8 protein-coding genes, 1 pseudogene and 1 riboswitch are annotated in these 8,884 nt (G+C 70.6%); of the genes and pseudogenes, 3 read left to right on the top strand and 6 right to left on the bottom strand.

Features of this window, described 5'->3' with window-relative positions; translation table 11 throughout:
- On the top strand, positions 1 to 3,299 hold a 3,299-nt coding region (gene cobN, locus G6016_RS08890; protein ID WP_182632306.1), incomplete at its 5' end, for a cobaltochelatase subunit CobN.
- A gap of 109 nt (positions 3,300 to 3,408) precedes the next feature.
- Here the strand turns inward: cobN and G6016_RS08895 are convergent.
- Complete coding sequence (locus G6016_RS08895; protein WP_182632307.1) at positions 3,409 to 3,624, bottom strand: hypothetical protein; 216 nt, start codon at positions 3,622 to 3,624, stop codon at positions 3,409 to 3,411.
- A gap of 81 nt (positions 3,625 to 3,705) precedes the next feature.
- On the opposite strand from G6016_RS08895, the gene cobF reads away from it, so the two are divergent.
- Complete coding sequence (gene cobF / locus G6016_RS08900) at positions 3,706 to 4,467, top strand: precorrin-6A synthase (deacetylating) (RefSeq protein ID WP_182632308.1); 762 nt, start codon at positions 3,706 to 3,708, stop codon at positions 4,465 to 4,467.
- Positions 4,468 to 4,521: 54 nt separating this feature from the next.
- The gene (locus G6016_RS08905) at positions 4,522 to 4,665 is read left to right on the top strand and encodes a hypothetical protein (RefSeq protein ID WP_182632309.1); all 144 of its coding nucleotides are present in this window, start codon (positions 4,522 to 4,524) and stop codon (positions 4,663 to 4,665) included.
- A 35-nt stretch (positions 4,666 to 4,700) separates the two neighbouring features.
- On the opposite strand, the gene G6016_RS08910 is transcribed toward G6016_RS08905, so the two are convergent.
- The 5 genes and pseudogenes from G6016_RS08910 to G6016_RS17870 form a co-directional block, all read right to left on the bottom strand.
- Complete coding sequence (locus G6016_RS08910; RefSeq protein ID WP_241729986.1) at positions 4,701 to 5,525, bottom strand: hypothetical protein; 825 nt, start codon at positions 5,523 to 5,525, stop codon at positions 4,701 to 4,703.
- A complete protein-coding gene (locus G6016_RS08915) occupies positions 5,518 to 6,300 on the bottom strand; it encodes an ATP-binding cassette domain-containing protein (protein WP_182632310.1) in 783 nt (260 codons plus the stop codon). Before G6016_RS08915 ends, G6016_RS08910 begins: the two co-directional genes overlap by 8 nt.
- Positions 6,297 to 7,400, bottom strand: a complete 1,104-nt coding sequence (locus tag G6016_RS08920; RefSeq protein ID WP_182632311.1) for a FecCD family ABC transporter permease — start codon at positions 7,398 to 7,400, stop codon at positions 6,297 to 6,299. The genes G6016_RS08915 and G6016_RS08920 overlap by 4 nt, the downstream gene beginning before the upstream one ends.
- Before the next feature lies 1 nt (position 7,401).
- Complete coding sequence (locus G6016_RS08925; RefSeq protein ID WP_182632313.1) at positions 7,402 to 8,415, bottom strand: ABC transporter substrate-binding protein; 1,014 nt, start codon at positions 8,413 to 8,415, stop codon at positions 7,402 to 7,404.
- Between the two features lie 64 nt (positions 8,416 to 8,479).
- Positions 8,480 to 8,669, bottom strand: a riboswitch (cobalamin riboswitch).
- A gap of 80 nt (positions 8,670 to 8,749) precedes the next feature.
- Positions 8,750 to 8,884: pseudogene (locus G6016_RS17870) on the bottom strand (Rv2231c family pyridoxal phosphate-dependent protein CobC); the annotation flags it as partial.

Here is an 8,884-nt window from a genome sequence, read left to right on the forward strand (position 1 = left end):
CCTGGGCGGCCGGGTCGCCCGCCAGCCCGGACGGGAAAGCGCTGCCGCGCGTCGGCGTCCTCTACTACCGCGCGCACGAGGTGAGCGGCAATGCCGGCTTCGCCCACGCGCTGGCGGATGCGATCGACGCCACCGGCGAGGCCGTGGGCGTGCCGGTGTTCGCGGGCTCCCTACGTTCGGCGCCGGACGAACTGTTCGACGCGCTCGGCACGCTCGATGCGCTGGTCGTCACGGTCCTCGCGGCGGGCGGCACGACGCCCGGCACGGTGAGCGCGGGAGGCGACGACGAGAGCTGGGACGTCGAGCGCATTGCCGCCCTCGACATCCCCGTCCTGCAGGGCCTGTGCCTGACCTGGGGGCGCGACGACTGGGAGTCCTCCGACGACGGCGTCAACCCGCTGGACTCGGCCAGCCAGATCGCGATCCCCGAGTTCGACGGCCGCATCATCACCGCGCCGTTCTCGTTCAAAGAGATCGACGCCGACGGTCTGCCCCGCTACGTCGCCGACCCCGAGCGCTGCGCCCGCGTCGCCGGGATCGCCGTGTCCCACGCCCGACTGCGCCACGTGCCGAAGGCCGAGCGCCGGGTCGCGCTGGTGCTGTCGGCGTACCCGACCAAGCACTCGCGCATCGGCAACGCCGTGGGCCTGGACACGCCCGTCTCGACCATCCGACTGATGCGCCGGATGCGCGAGGAGGGCTACGACCTGGGCCCCGACGACGGGCCGATCGCCCGGTTCCTCGACCAGGCCACCTATGCCGACGACACCGCCGCCGGCGACGCCCTCATCCACGCCCTCATCGCCGCGGGCGGCCAGGACGAGGAGTGGCTCACCACGGCCCAGCTCACCGATTCCCATGTCCGCATCTCGACGGAGGAGTACCTTCGCTGGACCGCCGACCTGCCCGCCGCGCTGCGCGAGGAGATGACGCGGGCGTGGGGCGAGGCGCCGGGCGAGTTGTTCGTCAACGACTCCGGCGAGATCGTGCTCGCCACCCTCCAGGCCGGCAATGTCGTGCTGCTCATCCAGCCGCCCCGCGGCTTCGGCGAGAACCCGGTCGCGATCTACCACGACCCCGAGCTCGCGCCCTCGCACCACTACCTCGCGGCCTACCGCTGGCTGCGCCACGGCTTCGGCGCCCACGCGCTCGTCCACCTGGGCAAACACGGTTCGCTGGAGTGGCTTCCGGGCAAGAACGCGGCCCTGTCGGCGGAGTGCGCGACCGACGCCGCGATCGCCGACATGCCGCTGATCTACCCGTTCCTCGTCAACGATCCGGGTGAGGGCGCGCAGGCCAAGCGCCGCACGCATGCCACGATCGTCGACCACCTGGTGCCGCCGATGGCGCGCGCGGAGTCGTACGGCGACATCGCCCGGCTCGAGCAGCTGCTCGACGAGTACGGCAACATCGCCGCGATGGACCCGGCCAAGCTCCCGGCCGCCCGCGCGCAGATCTGGACCCTCATGCAGGCCGCGCACATGCACGAGGACCTGGGCCTGGAGCAGCAGCCGGGCGACGAGGAGTTCGACGACTTCATCCAAGACGTCGACGGCTGGCTGTGCGAGATCAAGGACGTCCAGATCCGCGACGGCCTCCACGTCCTGGGCCAGGCGCCCGAGGGCCAGGCGCGCATCAACCTGGTGCTGGCGATCCTGCGGGCCTCGCAGGTCTGGGGCGGTGAGGCCGGCGCGGTGCCAGGTCTGCGCCGCGCGTTGGGCCTGGCAGAGGGCTCGCCGACCGAGGAGGTCGACCGCATCGAGACCCGCGCCCGCGAGCTGGTCGTGGCGCTGGACGAGCGCGGCTGGGACGCGGCCGCCGTGCCCGAGGTTCTGGCCGAGGTCCTGGGTGGTGCGGGGATCGGCGCCGGTGGTGGCCTCGCCGCGGGAGACGGTTCCGGAGAAGGGGACGACGACGACAACGCCACCTCGGCCGCCGTTCACACCGAGGTGGGCCGTGTCCTGGAATTCGCCGCCCGGGAGGTCGTCCCGCGCCTGGACTCTACAGTTGGCGAGATGGACGCGGTCCTGCACGCGTTGGACGGTGGCTTCATCCCGGCCGGGCCCTCTGGCTCGCCGCTGCGTGGCCTGGTCAACGTGCTCCCGACGGGCCGCAACTTCTATACCGTCGACCCCCGAGCGATCCCGTCGCGGCTGGCTTGGGAGACGGGCCAACTCATGGCGGACTCCCTGCTCGAGCGGCATTTGTCCGAGACCGGGGGCTACCCGGCGTCTGTGGGCCTGTCGATCTGGGGCACCTCCGCGATGCGCACCTCGGGCGACGACATCGCCGAAGTGCTGGCGCTGCTCGGTGTGCGGCCGCAGTGGGACGAGGCCTCGCGTCGCGTCACCGGTCTCGAGGTGGTCCCGGCCGAGGAGTTGGGCCGGCCGCGAATCGACGTGACGGTCCGCATCTCGGGCTTCTTCCGCGACGCTTTCCCTCACGTCATCGGCATGATCGACGATGCGGTGCAGCTGGTCGCGGGGCTGGACGAGTCCGACGAGCTCAACTTCGTGGCCGCCCACGCCCGGGCCGACCTTGCCGAGCACGCCGACCACCGCCGGGCCACCACGAGGATCTTCGGCTCCGCCCCCGGCTCGTACGGTGCCGGGCTTCTGCAGACGATCGAAGCCGGCAACTGGCGAGACGACCGCGACCTCGCGGAGGTCTACACCCGCTGGGGCGGATACGCCTATGGCCGCGACCTCGACGGCGCCCCGGCCGGGGATGACATGAGGACCAACTACCGGCGTATCGCGGTGGCGGCGAAGAACATCGACACCCGCGAGCACGACATCGCCGACTCCGACGACTATTTCCAGTACCACGGCGGCATGATCGCGACCGTGCGTGCGCTCACCGGTGCCGAGCCCAAGGCGTACGTCGGCGACTCCACCACCCCCGATGCGGTCCGCACGCGCACGCTGGCTGAGGAGACGATCCGGGTGTTCCGGGCCCGGGTGGTCAACCCGCGTTGGATCGCGGCGATGCAGCGGCACGGCTACAAGGGCGCCTTCGAGCTGGCGGCGACGGTGGACTACCTGTTCGGGTTCGACGCCACCGCGGGCGTGGTGCATGACTGGATGTACGAGACGCTCACCCGCGAGTACGTCCTGGACGAGACCAACCAGGACTTCCTGCGGCAGGCCAACCCGTGGGCTCTGCGCGGCATGATCGAGCGGCTGACCGAAGCTGCCGACCGCGGGCTGTGGACCGAGCCCGACGCGCAGCTCATGGATCAGATGCGACAGCTCTACCTGGAGGTGGAGGGCGACCTCGAGGACGCCCACGGTGACTGACCGCCCCGCCCCAGGCGAAGCCGAGGCCGCCGTCGACGCTGCTGCGGCGCGCGCTGTGGCTTCGGCTGAGCCGGAAAATTGGGCAACATCAGCGCGTTTTTGCGCAACATCAGCGATGCGACACGTCGGTGTCCAGCACGGTGATGTTGCCCAAAAAAACGCTGATGTTGCCCAAAACAGTGGCAGCCACGGCTACGCGCACGGCCACGGTAGCGGCAACGAGCGCGGTGGCGGTCACGGCCACGACAACGGCGGTGGCGACGGCTACGCGCGCGGTGGCGGCGACGGCGGCGACGGCGACGGTTACGCGCCCGGTGGCGGTCACGGTGATGCTGGCGGAGCAGATGCGCGGTCCGCCGCGGCTGTCGATGCGAGGGGCCGCGCTTCAGAGGGTGGTCGGCGGCGGGTGTGGGTCGTGGGCATCGGCTCGGGCGGGCTCGACCAGATCACCGTCGAGGCCGTGCACGCGCTCCAGGCTGCCGATTACGCCCTGGCGGCGGTGAAGAGCGCGCCCGCGGGTGCGGAAGGATTGCCGACCGATCCACTGTTCGCTCGTCGGGAGGTGCTTCTCGGGAGGCACGCTCCGAACGTCGAGTTGGTGGGGGTTCCGGATCCGGAGAGGGAGCGCTCGTCGTCGTCGACCTCTACTCACGGCGACTATCGCGGCGTGGTTCTGGACTGGCACGAGGCGCGCGCGGCGGCGTGGGAACAGGCGATGGCCGAGCGGCCCGGCGACGTGGCGATTCCCGTGTGGGGCGATCCCGCGTTCTACGATTCCACGCTGCGGATCCTCGAGCGCATTCGCGAGCGCGGTCGGCTGGACCTCGACGTGCAGGTGCTGCCGGGGATCTCCGCGCTGCAGGTGCTGGCCGCGCGGCATCGGCTGGTCCTGCACGAGATCGGCGGGACGGTCACCGTCACCACCGGTCGGCGGCTGCAGGAGGTCGTGGCCGGGGGCGTCGACAACGTGCTGGTGATGCTCAACTCGGACCTGCCGATTGACGACCTGGCCGACTGGCACATCTGGTGGGGCGGCAACCTCGGCGATGCTGGCGAGACGCTGGTGTCCGGCCGCGTGGGCGAGGTGCTGCCCGCTTTGCGCGCGCACCGGGAGCGGCTTCGTGACGAGCACGGCTGGGTAATGGACGTCTACCTGCTGCGGCGGTAGCAGGCGATCGACGCTGTGCCTACACTGGCGCCCCCGACAACACGGAGGTGCACCATGGGATTTCTGAGCAAGGCCATCAAGAGTGGAGTCGCCGTCAAGGCGGTCGACGTGGTGAGGCGCGAGGCCTCGAAGCCGGAGAACCAACGCAAGGCCAAGGAACTGCTGCAGAAGGTGAGCAACAGCGCCCGCAAGCGGTGACGGCACCATCTACTCTGTGGCCTCTTCTACGGCGGCTACGTCCGGAGGAGGAGCTGCTCGTGCCGGTCCGCCGGGGTGCGGCGCGGGCAGCTGACACACTTGTCGCCGACCGTGGCCACATAGATCAGGCAGCACGAGCTCCGGCGAACGAAGGTTCGCGAACGCTCAGGACCCTCTACATAGATATAGCGGGGCGGCAGCAACGGCGACGCGCAGACGGCGCGGGCCAGCTCGACTCCCCGGTCGGGGTCACCCACCGCCCGGCCCGCCTCGAGAGCCCGGTTACCGATCGAATCACTCGCGATGGCCCACAATGCCCGCGGCGCAGCCCCGGAAACCTCCGCCAACGCGGAGATCACCTCGGAGTGGGCGATGATGAGCGCGTCAGCGAAAGCTGCGACGGCACCTGCCATATCGACGCCTGCCATGCCGGCCCCAGCCATGCCGGCCGATCCGAGCAGGCGGGCCGAGCGCGCGGCCCGGAGATAGCCGTTCGGCTGCAGTGAGATCGTCAACCTGTCCGGCTGTGGATCCGGCGCGACACCCGCAGTGAGCAGCATCGTCAGCGGCGCCGCCACCAACGATGAGCTGGCCGAATACCACCACAGGGTGCCGTTCACGCGCCGGTCGTTGTGATCCCAGCGGCGGCCGGTGTCGGCGACCCGCTCGGCCAGCCACTCCGGATCCGTGAGCGCCGACCCCGGAAGCACCTCGGGCCCGAGGTCGATCGTGCGGGCGAACTCCCCGAGCGGGCCCGCGATGCCGGCGTAGGCGAACGCCACCGATCCGGGTGTGGAGATCGCGGTGGTGGCGTTGTCGTCGTCGTCCCCAAAAAACCCACGTGCCGACGCGTCACTCACCGGCCAGGCCCATCACATCCAACGTGCGGTGCCCGCCCGCACCCTCGCGGACCTCGCCGCGCACGCCGAACACCTCCCGCAGGACTGCGGCGCAGAGCACCTCCTCCGGCGGCCCCGTGGCCACCAAGTTCCCGTGGTGCAACACCGCCACGGCGTCGCAGTACTCGACCGCCATCCGCAGGTCATGCAGCGTTAACAGCACGGCGAGGCCGTCCGCGGCGAGCTCGCGCAATAAGGTGAGGACGGAGAGTTGCTGGTGCAGGTCGAGGTGGTTGGTGGGCTCGTCCAGGAGCAGGACCTCGGGCTGTTGGGCGAGGGTGCGCGCGATCGACACCCGCTGCCGCTCGCCGCCGGACAGGGCCAGGACGTCGCGGTCGGCGAGGGCGGTGAGCCCCACCCGCGCGAGCACGGTGTCCACGACCTGGGAGTCGTCGGTGCCGAACGGCTCGAAGAGGCCTCGCTTGACGGTCCGGCCCAGGCGCACGGACTCGCGGACGGTGATGCCGCCGAGCGAGACCGGCTCCTGCGTGCTCGCGCCGACAGTGCGGGCCAGCGTTCGGCGCCGCAGCGAATGGATGTCGGCGTCGTCGATGGTCACCAGCCCCGCCGACACCGGCAGGGCGCGGTAACAGGTGCGCAGCAAGGTGGTCTTGCCGCTGCCGTTCGGGCCGACCAGTGCGGTGACCCGGCCCGGCGCGACGGTCAGGTCCACGCCGTGCAGAATCTGGCGGCCGCCCAGGCGGGCCGAGACCTCGGAGGCGGTCAGGGTGGTCACACCGTCGCCTTTCCGTAGCGGTGCCACAGCATGAGCAGGAATGCCGGGCCGCCCACGATGCCGGTCACCACACCGACCGGGAGCTCGGCGCCCTCGCTCACCGCGCGGGCCGCGATGTCGGCCGCAACCAGGGCGATCGCGCCGAGCAGGGCCGCCGTGGGCAGCAACCGGACGGAGGTGCGGCCGGTGAGGAATCCCGCCAGGTGGGGGATGAGTAGGCCGATGAACCCGATAGTCCCGGACACCGCGACCGCGCCCGCCGTGAGCAGTGAGACGAGCAGCAGCATGAGCACTCGGAACCGGGGCACGTTGACGCCCATGGCGGTGGCGCCGTCGTCGCCGGTGAGCAGCAGGTCCAGGTGGCGGCCGAACAGCAGTACCACCGTCCCCACCACGAGCAGGATCGTCAGCGGTGCCCACAGCATGGTCCAGCCGGCGTCGCCGAAGCCGCCGGCCAGCCACCGCATGACCGTGCCGAGCTGGTGGTCGTCGCCGAGCACCAGCAGGGTGAAGGTGTTCATCGCGCCGAACACCATTGTCATGGCGGCGCCCACCAGCACGATCGCGGTGGTGTCGTTCGCGCGGCGGGCCACAAGAACCACGCCCAGTAGTGGCAGCAGGGAGCCGAGGAACGCCGCTGCCGGGAGGGTGAAGACGCCCGCCACGCCGGCGCCGAATCCGAGCACGGTCAGCACCACCACGCCGAAGCCCGCGCCGGAGGACACCCCCAGCAGGTAGGGGTCGGCCAGCGGGTTGCGGGTCACCGCCTGGGCGACACCGCCCGCCACCGCCAGGGAGGCGCCCACGGCCGCCGCCATCAGGGCCCGCGGGAGTCGTGATTCGATGACGATCGCCTCGCGTGCCTCGGTCCACCAGGACTCGAATGCGCCGGGCGCGATGCGGTGCGCGACGATCGCCCACACGTCCCCGATGGGAATCGACACCGAGCCCAGGGACACCGCGGCGGCGATCGCGAGGGCGAGCAGCGCCACCAGCGGTGGGCAGATGAGCCACAGGGAGCGGCGGCCGGAGCGGGCGGGCCCGGTGTGGTCAGTTCGGGTGTCGACCTGCTGATCAGGCTTCTCGGCGACGGTCGTCATGTCACTGCCCGAACGCTTCCGGGTACAACTCGCGGGCGATCGTCTGCGCGGAGGTCACCATGCGGGAGCTCTGAAACAAGTCGTCCAGGGGGATCACCACGAACCGGTCCTCCCGCACGGCGGGCGTGGTGGACATGATGGGCTGCTGCTTGAGGTAGGCGATTTTGTCCGCCGCGCTGGTGGCGCCGTAGTCCAGAACGACCACGGCCTCCGGCTGCCGCTCGCCGAGGATCTCCCAGGTGGTCTTGACGTACGGCTTCTCGCCCTCGGTGAAGATGTTGTCCGCGCCCGCGTAATCGCCGACCATCTGCCCGATCCCCACGCCGCCGATGGTCATGGGCACGTCCTCGCCACTGTCGTAGAAGAATGTCGGCGTGCCGCTGATGCCGGCGGCATCGAGGGTGGCGCGGACTTCCTCGAGACCGTCGATGATCTCGTTCGTGAGCTCGTCGGCGTCCTCCTCGAGGCCGAGGATGCTGCCGAGCTGGGAGTAGTCGGTCTCGAGCATGCCCAGGTCCGGGAAGCCCTCGCCGCAGTACTCGGAGAACAAGAAGGTGTTGATCCCCTCGGCTTCCAGGGCGTCGCGACTGCGGCCCTCTTTTTCGTCAAAGGCGCTGCGCATGCCGCCCACCACCATGTCCGGTTCGAGGTCGACGATCTCCTCCCAGGTGGGGTACTCGTCGGCGAGGGCGGGGATCGCCGCCACCTCGTCGGCAACCTCGGGAATGGTCTCGGTGTCGCGGTCGGCGTAGGCACGACCGATGATCCGGTCGCCGGCACCCATCTGGACCAGGGTCTCTGTCACGTGGTGGTTCATCGTGATGATGCGCTGCGGCGGGGCCTCGAAGGTGGCCTCGCGGTCGCAGTTGGTGATGGTCACCGGCTCGGCGAAGGGCTCGGCCGCGGAGTCGGCCTGGTCGAGCGCCTCGCCACGCGAGCAGCCGGTGAGGGCGAGCCCTGCGACTAGCAGCGCGGCGCCGACAGAGCTGGCGCGAACGGGGGTGCGACGAAACATGATCAGTCCTCGGATCGTGTCGAGAGACCGACGAATCGCGAGACCTGACGGCGGGAAGCACCAACGATGCGGCCCGCACGATGCAGGACCCCCGGCTCGCAGACCTCGGCGATGTACCTGGAGTCGCGAACATCCGGGCAGGTAATCGGGCTCGCCGCCACCTGGGTGGCCGCACACCGTTGCGGGTCAGCGCCGGATTCTCACCGGTCTTCCCCTGCGTGTTCCGAATGTCAGCAGTACGGGGACAGGGTAAGCACAGCCGGTTCTCGGACGGGCGGGCACCCCCACGATTCGCCGCATGCGGATGCCGTCAGCCCATATGTGCGGCCACGGTTCAGCCGTCGCGCGCTGCCGCCTGCCATGCGTCGACGAGGCGGCGAACCGTGTCGGCGTCGCGGACGGCCAGGCGCACGTGCCGCGGGTCGAGGCCGGGGAAGGTGTCGCAGCGCCGCACCGCGATCCCCCGCGC

It is taken from the genome of Dietzia aerolata (assembly GCF_014144865.1).
Taxonomy (GTDB): Bacteria; Actinomycetota; Actinomycetes; order Mycobacteriales; family Mycobacteriaceae; genus Dietzia; species Dietzia aerolata.

Excerpts from the sequence above, each read along its gene's own strand:
- G6016_RS08925 (WP_182632313.1), bottom strand. The coding sequence starts at position 8,415 with ATGTTTCGTCGCACCCCCGTTCGCGCCAGCTCTGTCGGCGCCGCGCTG.
- G6016_RS08920 (WP_182632311.1), bottom strand. The coding sequence starts at position 7,400 with ATGACGACCGTCGCCGAGAAGCCTGATCAGCAGGTCGACACCCGAACT.
- G6016_RS08905 (WP_182632309.1), top strand. The coding sequence starts at position 4,522 with ATGGGATTTCTGAGCAAGGCCATCAAGAGTGGAGTCGCCGTCAAGGCG.